The sequence below is a fragment of the Spiroplasma endosymbiont of Glossina fuscipes fuscipes genome, from assembly GCF_049669535.1.
In the GTDB taxonomy this organism is placed as follows: domain Bacteria; phylum Bacillota_I; class Bacilli_A; order Mycoplasmatales; family Mycoplasmataceae; genus Spiroplasma.
Genome location: NZ_CP187162.1, coordinates 118,725 through 133,905, shown reverse-complemented (window position 1 = coordinate 133,905; position 15,181 = coordinate 118,725). Strand labels below are relative to the sequence as shown.

At 23.7% G+C, this 15,181-nt stretch carries 21 protein-coding genes and 1 pseudogene; 11 read left to right on the top strand and 11 right to left on the bottom strand.

What is annotated here, in order from left to right; all coding sequences use genetic code 4:
- Positions 1-33 precede the first annotated feature (33 nt).
- The 3 genes and pseudogenes from ACOBWH_RS00810 to ACOBWH_RS00800 form a co-directional block, all read right to left on the bottom strand.
- Complete coding sequence (locus ACOBWH_RS00810) at positions 34-780, bottom strand: UPF0236 family transposase-like protein (protein WP_424526656.1); 747 nt, start codon at positions 778-780, stop codon at positions 34-36.
- A 16-nt stretch (positions 781-796) separates the two neighbouring features.
- A pseudogene (locus tag ACOBWH_RS00805) lies at positions 797-895 on the bottom strand (single-stranded DNA-binding protein); the annotation flags it as partial.
- On the bottom strand, positions 895-1,083 hold the full coding sequence (locus ACOBWH_RS00800; protein ID WP_424526655.1) for a hypothetical protein: 189 nt from the start codon (positions 1,081-1,083) through the stop codon (positions 895-897). The gene ACOBWH_RS00800 and the pseudogene ACOBWH_RS00805, both read right to left, overlap by 1 nt.
- Before the next feature lie 846 nt (positions 1,084-1,929).
- Between ACOBWH_RS00800 and ACOBWH_RS00795 the strand changes: the two genes are divergently transcribed.
- The 9 genes from ACOBWH_RS00795 (at position 1,930) to ACOBWH_RS00755 (ending at position 6,368) form a co-directional block, all read left to right on the top strand.
- On the top strand, positions 1,930-2,109 hold the full coding sequence (locus ACOBWH_RS00795) for a hypothetical protein (protein WP_424526654.1): 180 nt from the start codon (positions 1,930-1,932) through the stop codon (positions 2,107-2,109).
- Between the two features lies 1 nt (position 2,110).
- Positions 2,111-2,329 carry a hypothetical protein gene (locus tag ACOBWH_RS00790; RefSeq protein ID WP_424526653.1) on the top strand — a complete coding sequence of 73 codons (219 nt, stop codon included), beginning with the start codon at positions 2,111-2,113 and terminating at the stop codon, positions 2,327-2,329.
- A gap of 75 nt (positions 2,330-2,404) precedes the next feature.
- Positions 2,405-2,803: a hypothetical protein gene (locus ACOBWH_RS00785; protein ID WP_424526652.1), complete on the top strand. Its 399-nt coding sequence runs from the start codon at positions 2,405-2,407 to the stop codon at positions 2,801-2,803.
- A complete protein-coding gene (locus tag ACOBWH_RS00780) occupies positions 2,803-3,204 on the top strand; it encodes a hypothetical protein (protein ID WP_424526651.1) in 402 nt (133 codons plus the stop codon). Before ACOBWH_RS00785 ends, ACOBWH_RS00780 begins: the two co-directional genes overlap by 1 nt.
- The gene (locus ACOBWH_RS00775; RefSeq protein WP_424526650.1) at positions 3,204-3,785 is read left to right on the top strand and encodes a hypothetical protein; all 582 of its coding nucleotides are present in this window, start codon (positions 3,204-3,206) and stop codon (positions 3,783-3,785) included. The genes ACOBWH_RS00780 and ACOBWH_RS00775 overlap by 1 nt, the downstream gene beginning before the upstream one ends.
- 207 nt (positions 3,786-3,992) lie before the next feature.
- Complete coding sequence (locus ACOBWH_RS00770) at positions 3,993-4,853, top strand: recombinase RecT (protein ID WP_424526649.1); 861 nt, start codon at positions 3,993-3,995, stop codon at positions 4,851-4,853.
- Positions 4,847-5,320 carry a hypothetical protein gene (locus ACOBWH_RS00765; protein ID WP_424526648.1) on the top strand — a complete coding sequence of 158 codons (474 nt, stop codon included), beginning with the start codon at positions 4,847-4,849 and terminating at the stop codon, positions 5,318-5,320. The genes ACOBWH_RS00770 and ACOBWH_RS00765 overlap by 7 nt, the downstream gene beginning before the upstream one ends.
- Positions 5,320-6,093: a DNA-methyltransferase gene (locus tag ACOBWH_RS00760; RefSeq protein WP_424526647.1), complete on the top strand. Its 774-nt coding sequence runs from the start codon at positions 5,320-5,322 to the stop codon at positions 6,091-6,093. Before ACOBWH_RS00765 ends, ACOBWH_RS00760 begins: the two co-directional genes overlap by 1 nt.
- Positions 6,094-6,191: 98 nt before the next feature.
- Positions 6,192-6,368, top strand: coding sequence for a hypothetical protein (locus ACOBWH_RS00755; protein WP_424526646.1), 177 nt, complete (start codon positions 6,192-6,194; stop codon positions 6,366-6,368).
- 271 nt (positions 6,369-6,639) lie between these two features.
- Here ACOBWH_RS00755 and ACOBWH_RS00750 read toward each other — a convergent pair whose 3' ends face one another.
- The 3 genes from ACOBWH_RS00750 to ACOBWH_RS00740 are packed head-to-tail and all read right to left on the bottom strand — an operon-like array spanning position 6,640 to position 8,103.
- Positions 6,640-7,119, bottom strand: coding sequence for a hypothetical protein (locus ACOBWH_RS00750; RefSeq protein ID WP_424526645.1), 480 nt, complete (start codon positions 7,117-7,119; stop codon positions 6,640-6,642).
- The gene (locus tag ACOBWH_RS00745; RefSeq protein WP_424526644.1) at positions 7,062-7,718 is read right to left on the bottom strand and encodes a hypothetical protein; all 657 of its coding nucleotides are present in this window, start codon (positions 7,716-7,718) and stop codon (positions 7,062-7,064) included. Before ACOBWH_RS00745 ends, ACOBWH_RS00750 begins: the two co-directional genes overlap by 58 nt.
- Positions 7,719-7,764: 46 nt before the next feature.
- Positions 7,765-8,103, bottom strand: coding sequence for a hypothetical protein (locus ACOBWH_RS00740; RefSeq protein WP_424526376.1), 339 nt, complete (start codon positions 8,101-8,103; stop codon positions 7,765-7,767).
- 144 nt (positions 8,104-8,247) lie between these two features.
- On the opposite strand from ACOBWH_RS00740, the gene ACOBWH_RS00735 reads away from it, so the two are divergent.
- Both ACOBWH_RS00735 and ACOBWH_RS00730 read left to right on the top strand, forming a co-directional pair.
- Entirely contained in the window at positions 8,248-9,018 is a 771-nt protein-coding gene (locus tag ACOBWH_RS00735; protein ID WP_424526643.1) for a DUF3800 domain-containing protein, read from the top strand.
- Between the two features lie 146 nt (positions 9,019-9,164).
- Complete coding sequence (locus ACOBWH_RS00730) at positions 9,165-9,632, top strand: lipoprotein (RefSeq protein WP_424526642.1); 468 nt, start codon at positions 9,165-9,167, stop codon at positions 9,630-9,632.
- 28 nt (positions 9,633-9,660) lie between these two features.
- Here the strand turns inward: ACOBWH_RS00730 and ACOBWH_RS00725 are convergent, their stop codons facing one another.
- The 5 genes from ACOBWH_RS00725 to ACOBWH_RS00705 all read right to left on the bottom strand — a co-directional run bounded on the left by ACOBWH_RS00725 (position 9,661) and on the right by ACOBWH_RS00705 (position 15,110).
- Positions 9,661-9,783: a hypothetical protein gene (locus tag ACOBWH_RS00725; RefSeq protein WP_424526641.1), complete on the bottom strand. Its 123-nt coding sequence runs from the start codon at positions 9,781-9,783 to the stop codon at positions 9,661-9,663.
- Between the two features lie 86 nt (positions 9,784-9,869).
- The gene (locus tag ACOBWH_RS00720) at positions 9,870-12,566 is read right to left on the bottom strand and encodes a hypothetical protein (RefSeq protein WP_424526640.1); all 2,697 of its coding nucleotides are present in this window, start codon (positions 12,564-12,566) and stop codon (positions 9,870-9,872) included.
- A complete protein-coding gene (locus ACOBWH_RS00715) occupies positions 12,566-12,700 on the bottom strand; it encodes a hypothetical protein (RefSeq protein ID WP_424526639.1) in 135 nt (44 codons plus the stop codon). The genes ACOBWH_RS00720 and ACOBWH_RS00715 overlap by 1 nt, the downstream gene beginning before the upstream one ends.
- Before the next feature lie 246 nt (positions 12,701-12,946).
- Positions 12,947-13,894 carry a hypothetical protein gene (locus ACOBWH_RS00710; protein WP_424526638.1) on the bottom strand — a complete coding sequence of 316 codons (948 nt, stop codon included), beginning with the start codon at positions 13,892-13,894 and terminating at the stop codon, positions 12,947-12,949.
- Positions 13,895-14,001: 107 nt separating this feature from the next.
- Positions 14,002-15,110, bottom strand: a protein-coding gene (locus tag ACOBWH_RS00705) for an IS3 family transposase (protein WP_424526637.1) whose coding sequence is annotated in 2 segments (ribosomal slippage) — positions 14,002-14,870 and positions 14,870-15,110 — 1,110 coding nt in all. Because the reading frame shifts where the segments join, the coding sequence is not laid out codon by codon here.
- Positions 15,111-15,181: the final 71 nt, after the last annotated feature.

Sequence of the window (15,181 nt, the reverse complement as noted above, 5' to 3'; positions counted from 1 at the left end):
AATTATTAAAATTTGCTCCAAATTGTTAACCGGTTAGTTTTTTGAACTAAGAACTTTTCTAATTAATTTTGTTATTCCTCTCTCTTTTGATTTTAAGATTGGAACTGAACCTTGTTTTGGCGCATAATCATGATTCTCATTTGTTGGATGAAATCACATATTTTGGCGATAATATTCAGTTGCTTCTTTTACTTCTTCAATGTGTTCATTAATAATGAGTTGGATTGGATTTCATTGATTAACCTTTGCCATTCGCATCGATAACATATTTCGAAAAACAATTTCACTATATGCTTTTGCTCCATAAGATTTTAATACCTTAACATTATGTGAAATTTGTGATTCAGTTTGACAACCAATATAATATTTATTCTGATAATTTCTAATTCCATTAGCATTTGTAGTAATATATTTAATTAATTCTTTAACTTTGTCTTTTTTATCCTTTAAAAATGGGTATACTTCTTGCATTTCTTTTGTTAAAAATGGTTTTAAGTAATCTAAGATATGATCAACTTCCCCTTTTCGAACAAAAGCATATAAATCTTGATAGATTGTTTTTTTCTGTGTTTCTTCTATTGTTAGCACTTTTTTTGAATCTTTACTTAATTGACGAAAATTAAAACAACGGTGAACTTTAGTCATTAAATGAAACTCATCTAAGATATAGTCTGATTTAAAATATTCTACTATTTTTTTAATTCATTCAGCACCATCACCCATTACAATTAATGATTTTTCTGTTAAATCATAATTATTATTAATGAATTCTTTTAACAATTGCCGATATTCTTTTCACTGCTAATGTAAATCCTACATATGGTTTACCATTAACTGAACTACATAGTTCTAAATCTCTTGTTAGTCTTCCAACTAACGTTACTCTATTTAACATTATTGTTTACCTTCCTTCTTTGTTTTAATTAATTCTGTTTCAATTTTTTCAACTAATTTCTTACTGTCTTCATGACATAAGTCCGTTTTGGAGAATGGTCCAGTAATACGGATTATTTCTGAATGCTGTTTGTCTAACCCACAAGCATCACAAAATTCATAAGGATTATTTATCGAAGTTACATTCACCCTATCTTTAGTTGAATTCGAATTATTATTTGACGACAAAATAACACTTCCTTTCTCTTAACAACATAAATCGGGTGGGATTTGACCCACGTCTACTTAAAAAGTAGGTTTTAGTTCAAACTACCGATAGTTTATTTTCTTACTTGGTAAGAGTTATGTTGGTACTATCAAGTAGTCTTCGATTTCGGAATTTTTGTTTTTCATAATAGTTCTGTTCATAATATCGACGGCGAAGCATTCCACCTTTCATACCATATTGTTTTTTAATAATGTAGAATAAAGGATGAAGTAGGAAAAATCAACTCTTATTAAAGAGTTGATTTTTTTATTTGAAAATTAACTCTAAAAATTAAATATATTGGCTCTACAAGTGTTTAATTTTACAATTACATATTTTTTAAGGGAAGATTCCCCCGCAAGGCATTTTGCCGGTATGAAATCATTAGAGCTGTTAACTTGTTTTTTGCGATTTTGTAAATTATTAATAACTTTGATTAAGATAAACAGATAGTGCTGTATTCATAACTTTTAATTAACAAGAAAAAAATAAAATCGTGTGCGTAGAGGTTGAAGAACTTTTAAGAACTGGGCAAGGATTTCTTAATTAATCTACTAGTGGGGACTTGATGAGAAGGTACTTACAACTACAAGTAACTACAAATTGTAGAACATTGTAGTTAATATACCAACAATTACCAAAAATTACAGGAGGTATATATGAAAAAGTTAAATAAAAAAACTATTAATAAATTAAATGAATTAATGCTTAAAAGTTATTCAGTATCATTTGAAGATATGACTGATGAACATTGAGCATTAGGTAAACAGAATTAGGAGAATTAAATTATGAATAAAAGATATTTATTAGTAATTAAACAAGCATATAGCATTGATACTTTATCATTTTATACAAAAAAAGAAGCTGAAATTAATAGCAAAAATTATAACCTTTATGGAAATAAGGTTATGATTTTAGATTTAGAAGATAAAAATATTGAATGATTATGTGAAAAAGGATGTGAATAATATGAACTTAAAAGATTTATTAAATGAAATGTTTGATAATTACCCAGATTGTTATAGAGATTATGGTTTAGCAATTATGGATCGTTATGAAATTGAAGTTGAAAAGAAAAAATTAACACCTGAAGAAATTGATAATCTTACTCATTTATATTTTGATAAACCAAAAAATAATTATTATATTGTAAATGAAAGGAAAAAAGAAAATGAAAATACAAAATAACTTTGCTAATATGCAAAAAAAGATAATTTTATTAAGTTAATAGAAATAAGAAAAGAAAAATCATTTACTGAACATATGCAAGGAACACAATGATTTAAAAGTTTATATGAAAAAAATGCTAGTGTTAATATGTATACTAGAAATGGTTTATCATTAGTTAATATGGAAATTGATGATTGTATTCATAATCAAGAACCTGATTTTAGTCATATCAATAATTGTAAATATAAATTAGTTTTTGATGGATATCAAAGAATAAAAGTAAATGAATTATTAGAATACATTGATTATATGAATGAAAATATTGATGATGATAACTGATTTAATATTTCATCTTATTTGAAAGATAATGAAGATTGATTAACAAAATATTATGATTGAATTAAAGATTATTTAAAAGATGAAGAATATTGCATAATTTACTTTATTAATAAAGCAGAAACATTTAAAGCAAATAGACGGGAGTTGAAATAATGGCAAAAACAGTTAAAGAATTAATAAAACCTAATATTGATATAGAAACTGGTTGATTTAACCAAGAAATTAATTATTATGATTTGTTAACAGATATTTTACAAGCACATGAAGAAACAGTTAAAACTTATGCTGATATTATTCAAAAATTAGGATATGAACATAAAGCAGAAAAAGATAAGTTAATTAAAAAAATTGATAAAAAAGATAAAGAAATATTTAAATTAAAACAAAATGTAGCAGATTTAGAATGCAATCAATATACTTTAGAAGGAAAATTATTATATAAAGAAGATTTTGAAACTAAATTTATTGAATATAATTCTACTTTAGTTAAAGAAAAATATGTTTTAAAAGATAATTCAAAATATGACAAATTACCAAGTAAGGATGTGAAATAATGAGTGATATAGTTAAAAATATAGTAAATAATATTACATTTCAATTTCCTTTAAAAGGAGATGATTTTAAAAATGCAAGTCTTTTAGCGTATAATATTCAAAAAATTAAAGAAGAAAATAAACAAGAATTAACTGAGTATATTTTTAGACATATTAATCATTATGCATTAAATGGTTATCAAGATGTTCATTTAAAAGATATTCCAAGTGCTATTACTAAAAATAATTTTGTTTTTAAAGAATGATTAGAACCTGTTCAAAAATTATTAGATGAACATAATAGAATTGGTAAAATAATTACTAATTATAGAAATTATATTGAAAAATACAGAGTTGAAATTAATAATAATTTGACACAAGCTCGCAAACAAAAACAACAAGAATTTTTAAAAGAACAAGAATTAAAAAAGCAAGAATTAATTGAAAAAGCAAATAATTTAACTGTTGATATGGGTTTAGATATAGACCAAATTCAAGATGAACAAGTTCGTGTAATGGAAAAAATTGAAGAAATTGATAAATCACTTGATCCAAAACAATTAAAAAAGTTGGTATTAATATTATTAAAGATAAATTATTAATTAAAGATATTGAATTAATTGGTATTAATGATGATTTTTTACAAAATGCAGATAAATTAGAACTTATTAATTTAATTAAAAATTATTTAATTATTGATGAAAAAATTGTTAAAAATGAAATTAAAAACCAATGAGATAGTAATAAAGATATTAATTTAATTGGCATTAAAGGTATTAATTTTAAAATAAATAAAGGAGATAAATAATATGGCAAAAGAATTACAGCAATATATTAAAGGTGCAATTATTAAATATGAAATTAAAGTTAATGATAAATATTTAAAAGAAAATATTTTAGCACTTGAAGAATTAAAAATGAAAAATGGACAATCTTATATGCAATTAATTAATAATGCTGATAATGCTAAAATCACAGCATTAGGAATTATTAAATTAAGTAATAAAGGATTAATTTTTAGTAAAGATTTTAATATTATTCCATTTAAAAATAAATTAACAACTATTATTGATAGTAAAGTTTATTGTAAAAAAAATGAAGAAGCAGGTTATAGTCCAAGAAAAGCAATTATTTTTAAAGGTGAAAAATTTGAATGAGATACTTTAAATTCTTGCCCTAAATTACATGAGATTAATTTTAATGTAAATACTAGTGATTATAATGAAATTATTGGTGCTTATGCTTTTGCCAAAGATAATAATGGAAATTATCAAGGTATATTATTAAGAAAAGCAGATATTGACCGTTTAAAAAATAGTAGTCCAAGTGGAAATAGTGAATATTCACCTTGAAATAAATGACCAAAAGAAATGGTTGAAGCTAAATTATATCGTAAATTAGCATTAGAAATGGGTATTGATATTTCAGATATTGATTTAGATGAAAAAGAAATTAAAGAAGATGGTAATTTTGATTATATACCATTTAATGATATTACTGTCGCCAAAAATAAGAGGCAAATTAACGTTGAACCCTTATCAAATAATATAAATACCGCATCTTATACAGAAATAGCGGACACAAACAATAATGTAGTTAAAAAAGAAGATATATCAAATGTAGTACCAGTAGTTAATAATACCAATGATGAGGATGTATACGCATGATAAAAATTGGTATTGACCCATCAGGAACTGGTACTACCGCTATTGCTATTTTTGAAGATAATAAACTTATTAGAAAAGAATTGTTTGATGATAAAGATTGAAAATGTCATGCTACTTATATTATTGAAATTATTTGAGAATATCTATATCAAAATGAAATTATAAATATTGAAAATTGCTTATATACAAATGCTAATGGTTCAAAAGACCGCGATGATTTATTAAGATTATTAGGTGTTGTTGAAAAACAATTTTGAAATAGTATTAATTGAGTATCACCAAAACATACTAAATCAGTTGTTAAAAATATGGAAAATTTAAGTAAATATAATGATAATTGTTTATGAGAATTTGAAAAAGATGTTAATTTAACTTATGAATATGGTAAAGGTTGAAAATATAATAATGAAAAAATAAGTAATCATTTACGAGATGCGATTATTATTGCTAATTATGATGGTAAAAAATAATGAAAACTAATTTAGGTGAATTAATACTTGGTGATTCATTAGAAATATTAAAAACAATACCTGATAAAAGTATTGATTTAATATTAACTGATCCACCTTACCTTTACCCTGATATTGCTAAAAAATTAGAAAATAAAGAAAAACATATTGAATATAATAAAAGAATTATTAGTAACCCAAATACATCAAATGTTCAATATCAAATTAGAAAGAGAGAAATTGAATTTCTTGAGGGCGAATTTGTAAATAATATTGATATAAAGTCATATTTTAAAGAATGAATGCGAATTTGTAAAAAACCAAATATGATTATTTATTTATCAAAACAACAATTAAAAAAATATTTAATTGAAATTGAAAATTATAATTTAAAGTTTGAATTAATAATTTATAAAAAAACAAATGATGTACCTAATAATAATGCATATCGTAAAGATAAAGAATTATGTTTATATATTTATAATAAACCAATTTCTTATAGTAATGTTTGAAATCAAGATATGCAAACTGTTTATCAAATTACTAATAGTAATAATCAATATGCGGGTGAAATTAAACACCCTACTGTTAAAGATATTAATTTAATTAAATTACAAATTAATAAACATAGTAAAGTTGGAGATATTATATTAGATTGTTTTTTAGGGAGTGGAACAACTGCTATTGCTTGTGAACAATTAAATCGCAAATGAATTGGAATTGAAATAAATGAAAAATATTATAACTTAACAAAGGAGCGATTAAAATATGTTCAACCAACATTATTCTATTAAAATAAAATGTAATGAATGTAATAAAAATATTAATCACGGTAATATTGTTGCTAAAAATAATAAAGTAATGCATTATCTTTGTTATAAAAGGTTTAAAAATGAAAGGAAAAAAGCATCAAGTTGTAATTAGAAATATTAATGTTTATTTAAATAAAGAACAAGAAAAAGTATGAAATGAATTACCTGAATTATATACTAATAATCAACGAATACAGCATTTTATAAATTATTATATTGTAAATGAAAGGAAAAAAGAAAATGAAAATACAAAATAAAAATTTAGAATTAATATTAGAAAATAAAAAATAACCTTAATTGGTTATTTTTTAAATTTAATAATTAACTCACCAATTTTCTATAAAGTATTATATTTTGAAGTATATCTTTACCAAAATTTCCAAATGATATATTTCTTACGATTAAATTATTATCTTGTGTCGGAATATATCTTGTTCATTCAATAGCACCAATATAATTTATGGGTGTTTCAATAGCTGTAGTTAAAGTAATATTCTGTTGATACTTATAAATTGCTCATAATTTATATTAATATTTTGTTTTATTAAAATCTTTAATAAAATATTGTGACCCATCTGGAATAAAATCACTAATATCAACTACTTCTCAATCATTACCACCGCTAATTGAAATATCACCATTACCTAATAATGAATTACCATTAATAGTTTTAATATTTGTACCGCTTACTAATTTATCTTGTTTAGTATTAATATCTTGTGATGTTTTTACAATATATTTATTATTAACTTTATCAATATAATCTTTATTTAAATCACTATCTTTAATAACATCTGATGGAATTTGACCACCTTGTTTTGTTTTTCAAACACCATTTTCATTATAAATTGTATAATTATCAAATGGAACTGATAATTCATTATTAGAATTATATATCACTGATTTATTATCAATTTTAATATTTTTAAAATAATTATCAATATATTTTGCTAATAATTCTTGTGATATTTCAATTTGTCATATACCACTTTTTCAGTATCTACTCAAGGAATAATAGATAAAGTATTAGATCTAAATATACTATTTTTTCATACATATTTAGCATCAGCTTCACTTAACATAATTGGTCTATCTTTATGATTAGTATCAGGGCGACCAAATCAAGTATAATATTCATTTTTAAAACCATAATTATCAGAATTTATTTTAGTTATAGTTTGTGATTTATAAAACTTTGCTTTTTCTAATAAACTTATAACATCAGGGGAGAATTCAATTTTCATATTACTAGGATATGTATAACTTGCGACACCATCACTACTATTTTCACCACCACTAGAATATTCAATCCCAGTTCTTATTAAATATTGAGTTTGTAAACAACAAGCAATTTTTACATAATTAATGCGTTTTTTATCAATTTCACTATTTGGATCAAGTAAAAGAAACTCCGTTTCTAAACGATAACCACAAATACTATCTAATTGTAAACTTGCTCTTGTAATTCCCTCAATTAAATAATTTGAAATATTATCATCATAAAGTTTTTTCCCATATTGTGCTACTAATTTATCAAAACCCTCTCAATTTTTAAACTCTTCTAATGTTATTAATTTAAAACTTTCTAATTTTGTTATATCTGCCATAATTTCACCTCTTTGCATCACCATTATAAACAAAAAAAGTCTTTTTTTAGACTTTAATTGTTTTATTAGATAACTTAATATCTTTTTTAGAAATTGATTTTTTGGCTCTTTGTACTTTAACAATTTGATTAAACTCATCTTCACTAATAGGTTTATTTGTTTCTAATGTTTGTGCTCATTCTGTATTACCAAGACCCAAAGTATTAGCAGTTTGAATTAAACCTAAATGAATAGCATCTAATGTTTCTTGTCCTACTACTTTATTTGTAGATAATTTAAGTTTATTTTTCATTACTTTTTTAATTAAAAGTTCTAATCCTTTATAACCTAAAATACCACCAAAAGCAATTCCAACGCCAATACCAATTAAAATTTCATAACTCATATTTTATCTTCCTTTCTTTAATTTTACGACACCATCTTAACATCACCATAAAATTTGTCCACCACTTATTTAAAAAACGATATAAAACAAAATAAAAAAGTATATAATTCTACTATACTTTAAATTTAGAATTGAGGTTATCTTGTGAATGAATATTGATTATATTTAGATGATAGCGGTAAATTTACAAATATTAATGATAAACATGTTATATATGGTGGCTTACTTTTTAATAGCAAAGAAAAGCGTGATTATTTTATAAAGTGTTTTCAGGAAAAAAGAAAACTAATAACAAAAAAGAATGAATTAAAAGGCAATGATATAGTAAAGTTATATGAAAAACATAAAAAAAATATTCAAAAAAGAGGAAATATTGAACATTATTTATCGCAATTAAGACATACTGATGCAATATTTTGTGTATTTACATGTACAAAAGAATTGTATGAATCTGCAAAAGATGAAGAACATTCTAAATTAAAGCGAAATCAAATGATATCTGCACTTTTACAATTCTTAGTAAAAAAGGAAAAAATTAAGAGTAATTCTTATATTAATATTTATCTTGATGAATTAGAGAATGAAGAAAAATGAAACAAAGATGAAACAAAATTAAAAGAATATTTAAATTGAAATTATTCTGTTAATCGTATGATTGGATTTTTGCGAAAACAAAATATATGAATTAAGGAATTAAAACATTTAAACTCTATAAAAGATTGCATACAAGGTGCTGATATAATAGCAAACTTTTCAAATAAATATTTAAATTCATATAATGAAATATTTAAATTTTTAGATTTATTAAAAAATCATGAAATTAAAATTTTAAATTGTAAATTTCCAAAAATAGTTTATAATAATTGTATAAGCAATTATAAATGTAATTGCTGTCGGCCAGAGTCTAGTCGGTAAATACTTCTAGAAACAAAGTTGCTGGTGTGTTCTTAGAGAGCAGGCAAGCTGCCCGACAAAAAAGAGATTATTAAATCTCTTTTTTTATTTAACTAAATTAAAATAATATGGTATGATGGTGACAATAAGGGAAGGAAAATTCTACAATGAAGAAATTATTAAGTATATTAGGTGCAATTAGTTTAGCAGGAACAAGCACACTAGGATTAATTAGTTGTAAAGTAGATAATACAAGCGATTGTGATAGAAAAGATATCGGTAATTGACATCAAATATGTCCCAAAGATCAACCATTTAAAAAAGCTGATAATAAATATTATGTAGTAATTTGAAGAACATCACAAGAAGATAAATGAAAAATTAATTTATTTAATTTTGTAAATAGTGAAATTACAAATATTGCCTACTACGAAAAATATATTATTCAATATAGTATCAAACAAGGATATAATTCAGGATTAATGTTAGTTGAACAAAAAGCTTCAGGAAATGTACTAATTAAAAGATGAGAAGATGATACAAAAAAAAATAAATATTTTAAAAGTTTATATAAATGAAATGATAATTCTATTCCAACAGTACCAAAAATTGATGATAATGGGAATATAGTATAAAAATAAAAAAGAGATTAAATCTCTTTTTTTAATTTTGTTTTAAATTAATTGTAGTAGCAGGAATTGTTTCAATCGCAAATGTACCATTTGCACTATATCCCGAAAGATTATAATTTCCTCCTTTAACTCATAATTCATAGTTTACTCTCATTTTTAATTTAACACCATCATTATAAAATATAATTTGTGTTTTAAAATGATATCCTTCTTTTCTACCTCATGGATAATTTTTTTCTTCTAAATTACTAAAAATAGTATAACCATATAACCACTAGAATTTATATCTTCTATTTTTATTACATTTCTTATACCTAAATTTTTATCAACATAAACTGTTTCTGTTCCTTGAGCATTATTTCATATTTTTACACTTCCTTCATTTGTAAATGTAAAACTATCGTAATTTTCTTGTACTTGTGACCAATCAGTTGCCCCAAATTGTGAAAAATCAAATAATAAAACATCTTGTGAATATGTTTTTGTATCTGGAATAGGCATATTTGCACTACCATTTCATATACTTTTAGCAGTTAAATTACTATCTGCTTTTCGTAAATCAACCATTACTGGATAAAAATTAATACTTGGTGGTGGGTCAGGTAATTTAACAGGTCAATCGTGTACGATATCATCATCGATATATTGATCTAAATAACTAACTGAATATATTGTTAATCAATCACGAACTGAATTATTATATAAACTTGTTGTTTGTAAACTAACAAAATAACTCATAATTGAATATGGATCAAATAAATCAATATCATCAGAAAACATATATATACGACAAGCAGTTTTCCCTAAATTATAAAAACCAACTGCATCAATTATATATTTACCACTACCTACAATATCAGCTAATAAATTTTCACTTTCCATTGTTGGTAATGAAATAGTTTCTTCATTAATTAAATAAATTCTATCTTCATCATTAAATGATTGTGGTATCATAACACTACTAATTCAAGCATATTTATCAATTTCTGTTTTTTGACTTTTAGATCATTTTGATACTTGTATTTTATCTGTTAAAGTAAATGCTCAACTTGTATTACTTGCACTAGCACCAATTATATCATTTACCTCATCTTGGGTATTATATCTAAAAACATCAAGTGGTATATTACCCTGATTTTTTGCTTGTGGGCGAGTACTATCTTCAACAGTAGGTCAATAACTTTCATCATAAAATGTATAATTTGCCTTACCAATAAATAAAGGAATTCCTGTTTTAATATTTGGATATAAGTTATTAGTATTATTATCAATAGTTTTTCAATAAATCGGAATACCTAAACTTATTGCATTTAAAAATTTACCAACAATAGGGATATCACGCTGAGTTCATGCAATACTTTCTGTTATATCTATTGGTAAACTAATAATATGATTAACCATAACACTAAATAAATTTAACATATCTTTTAATTGACCACGATTTTTACTTGGGTTAATTGTATTATATCCAATATCAACATTATATTTAAAATAACCATTTGCTCTAACATCAAAATCTTTAATAACTTTATTACCTTTATAATTTAAAGCAACATCTTTAATTGTTAAATTATTTGGGTTAGTTGCTTGGGTTAATTTTCTATCTGTATTCAAATAACCCTCATAATTCTTTTTAATTTCTTGGTTAGATTGACCTTGTTTTCTTTTTAATCAATTATCATATTGACCATTAATAGCAGGAATACCATTTGTTAATAAATAAGTAGTTAATGGTTTAGATGATTTAGTTAATGAATCAGCAACTGGCATTTTTAAATCGTCAATAAATAATCTCCTTTGAGGATATATTTTTTCATTTCATTTACCTAAATTTTCAATAGGGCGACCAAAAATAACAGGAGCAGTAAAACCATTATTACCTAATAAAGTTAATTGAATACTTTTAATGCCATTATCGCCAGTAAATTTCTCATTAATTTCATAATCTTTTGGAATACCTAAATCATCTCATATTATTTTAGGAATAACATAGCCTTCACCTGGAGCGGAAAATTGTACGAATTGCTGAATAGTTTGCCCAGTAGTATTAATATAATCTTTAACATAACTAAAAGTAATAACTCAATATACTAATTCATTTAAATCATTATATTTTGGTTGCGCATTTGATATAAACATTAATAAATTATCATCAACATCTTCTTTATCAGATTGTAAAGGAACTAAATAAAATCTTAAAAAATCTTCTCTTTGAAAATTATAAGTAGTTTCAATAGTAATTGATCTATCAACATATCAGGCTGTATATTCACCAAAATATTCTTCACCACCAATTTTAGAAAATTCAACTGTATCATTTAAATCTACAATATGACATTTATAAGCATCACCTTTAAATTTTCTTTTAATAGCAAAATTATCTAATACTTTATTAATTTTAGTTAAATTAATAACATAAACATTAAAACCATTTTCATTATTAATTTTTTCTCAAATATCATTAATTGGATAATTATTCTCAGGTTCTTCTTTATTAATAAAAACTTGGTTTGTTTTATCTCATAAATAAGTTTTTTCGGTACTAGTAATATATAAATAACTAATTTTATCTGTTAAACTATTTTTAAAATCATCAATAGAATAGGTAAATCAATCTTTTTCTTTTTGGAAAAAATCATAATTTCAAATATCAGGGATATGTCTAGATCTAATTTTAATTGCATTTTTTCATTGTGCTATTATTCCTTCTTTACCAGTAAATATTTGCGACATTTGTGTAAAGTTTTGTGGTACACCATTATTAGGTTGAAAACCTTTATCAGTAATATTTACTAAACCAGTTTTAATAATAAATGGAAAAAAGAAATAATTACTTTTAATATCAAGTTCTAATTTAGTAAAATCAGCTCGGACACTATTATCCATTATTCTTTCATTTAAGTTTTTAAAAATACTATTAATATTAGGTAATTGCATTATTGTATATCTCCTTTAATATCTTCTTCTCTTGTTTGATTATCATCAACAATATAACTCATTTCTTGCTCTAATTGTTCTTTTTGCTCTGTTTTAATTTCTTCATACATCATTCTTGCTTTTTTAGTTGTCACCTTATCTTGCTTATGAATTGCCTCAATATGAGTAATAGTTCCATTATTTAATCGTTTATCAATAACATCAGCTTGTGTAATATCATCAACAATATCAATATCTATAAATTCTATTGTATAAGGTCTAACATTATCATTATTTGGATTATCATCATTTAAGTTATCTCATTTTTTATAATGTCTAAATATATAATCAAATAAACGATATAATTTTGGTAATCTTAATGTTCTTTTATTTTTTGTAGTTTAAATATCATTTTTACCATTCATTAAAGATTGAGTTTTATTAGTATAAGTTTCACCAGTAAAATTATCATAATCATATCCTGCACCATTAAATATCATTTTCATAGAATAATCACTATCAATAGTTATTTCAGTATAATTTTGTTGAGCATGAATTAAACCCATTCCACTATTACCAGTTAAATTAGCATAACCTTGTACTGTACTAGTAATAATAGCATGAGCACTTACTAATTCTTCTGAACCTTTACCGTTATCAACAAGTGAATGAGTAGTATCTTTTTGTCCTATAAAATGAGTACGGTTAATAATTCTTTCAATTCTTTTATAATAAATATTATCTTGTACATCTTTAATTAAATTAAATACAAGTAAACAATCAGGGGTAGCATCTACTGTTGTTTTTGTACCATGCACTAATTTAGGTAAATTAATAAATTCAACAATAGGTAATATATCAATACCAGTGTCGTATTCCATTGTAGAAACTGGTTTTAGTTTACTTTCTAATTCACCGTAAGTTTGTCAAATTCCAATTTCTAAATCTTTTGCTGTATAGTAAGTTACTTTTGCTTTTCTAGGATAAAATTGTACTCTTTGATATCACATATAATCAGATTGAGCAGGTAATATTCACATTTCAGCATATTGTTCTATTTCTGAATATTTAGCAATACGAACATTTGAACCAATCGGGGCAACATCAATCGTTAAATCATCAGTTTCTATTTTTAATAAATACATTACACTACGCCCGTATAAACTATTTGCTAATTCATTTTGATATAATTTTGAATAAACATAGTTTTTCTCATATCATTCTTCTATTCAATCTTGCGTATCATCATTATCACAATTAAACATTAAGCCTTGCCCAATAGTTAACGGAGCCGCTTTTCTATTAGCAATAATTCAAGGAATATCAATATAATATTTTTGTTCTTGCAATATTTTATATTTTCCTGTTTCTAAATAACTTAAATATTCAGGCTTATTAATTAATTCATTAAAATTTATTTCTTGTTTTGGAATGGCAACACTTTTTAGGACACTTTTTATGTAGACTTCTGATTTCTAAATTCAACTGGAGTTAAGTAATTCAAACTACCATGAATTCGAATATTGTTGTATCAATTAATGAAATTAAATAGTTCCAACTTTAATTGTTCTAAATTTTTAAATTTTCGACCATTAATAAATTCAGTTTTAAAAGCTTTATAGGTTGTTTCAGCTACTGCGTTATCGTAAGGGCAACCTTTTGCACTTAATGATCTTTTAATATTAAATGTTAATAAAATTTCTTCAATAATTTTATTTTTAAATTCATTACCACGATCTGTATGAAACAACCTAATTTGATTTAGTGGTCATGTTATTTTATAAAATGCCTGCTGAACTAGTTCAGCAGTTTTATTTGTTCCAGCACTATAGCCAATTACTTCACGGTTAAATAAATCAATTAGTAAGCAAATATAATGTCATTTTGAACCAACTTGAACATAGGTTAAATCGCTCACAATAACTTCATTTTGTCTTTTATTACTAAACTCACGATTTAGAATATTACTAATTTGATCATTATTTACAGGAGATTTATGATTGCGATATTTTAATTTAGTATATTTTGATACTAAATTATTTATTGCCATAATTCTTCTAATTTTTTGTCGAGATAAAATAATGTTCTTTCTTGCTAAAATAATTTTAATTTTTCTAGCACCATAAACTTTATAGCTTTCTTTAAATGCACTGATAACTTCATTTTCATAAATATTAATTTCAGTTTTAGTGTTCTTATTAATTTGATAATAATACTTTGATTTTGCTATCTTTAATATTTGACACATTTTCCTCACTGAATATTTGTCTTTATTGTTAGTAATTAATATTACTTTTTGCCGATTATCAGTACTGCTTGCTTTAAAATATCATTTTCCATTCGTAATTGTTTGTTTTCTTTTCGCAACTGAATAAGTTCATTTTCTTCAACAAAGCGATTGTCTTTAGCTTTAAAAGAACCAGAATTCTCAAATTTTTTTACTCATTGATAAAGAACTGCCTTTGAAATTTTATATTCGTTAACAATTTCAATATTACTTTTACCATTTTTATATAACATTACGATTTGTTTCTTGAATTCATCGGTGTACTGGTTTTTTGCCATTTTTATATTCCTGCTTTCCTAATAATTTTAGCTTATTTTTTTACAGTCTACATAAATATGGTCCAAATTAT